Source organism: Mesorhizobium sp. Arg314 (assembly GCF_053714275.1).
In genome coordinates, this window is record NZ_JBSKBP010000246.1 from 1 (window position 1) to 506 (window position 506).

Annotated in this window: 1 protein-coding gene; it reads left to right on the forward strand. The window is 66.0% G+C overall.

Annotation, left to right across the window (positions count from 1 at the left end):
• The coding region (locus tag ACWGS9_RS35315) for a transposase (protein WP_454509495.1) at positions 1-506 on the forward strand (506 nt) is incomplete at both ends.

The following is a 506-nucleotide window of genomic DNA, read 5'->3' on the forward strand; positions in this document are numbered from 1 at the left end:
TGCTGGAAGAGCGGTTCGGCGCGGTCTATTCGGACCGACCAGGCATGCCGCCGTTGCCGACGCGGTTGATGGCGGGGCTTGCGATCCTGAAGCACACGTTCGACCTGTCGGACGAAGAGCTGTGCGCCCGCTGGGTGGAGAACCCCTACTTCCAGTATCTCACCGGCGAAGAGTTCTTCCGCCACGAGCTGCCCTTCGACCGCTCGTCGATGACGCGCTGGCGCCAGCGCATGGGCGAGGAGCGGATTATGGCACTGCTGCAGGAAAGCCTCGCGGTGGCGGTCAAGAGCGGGGCGATGAAGCCGGCCGATACGCGCCGGGTGATCGTGGACACGACCGTGCAGCCGAAGAACGTGATGTTCCCGACCGACGCCAAGCTCATTCATCGGGCGCGCGAGCGGCTGGTGCGGCTGGCCAAGCAGGCGGGCGTGGATTTGCGCCAGACCTATGTGCGGGTCGGCAAGCTGGCGCTGATCAAGCACCAGCGCTATGCGCACGCCAAGCAG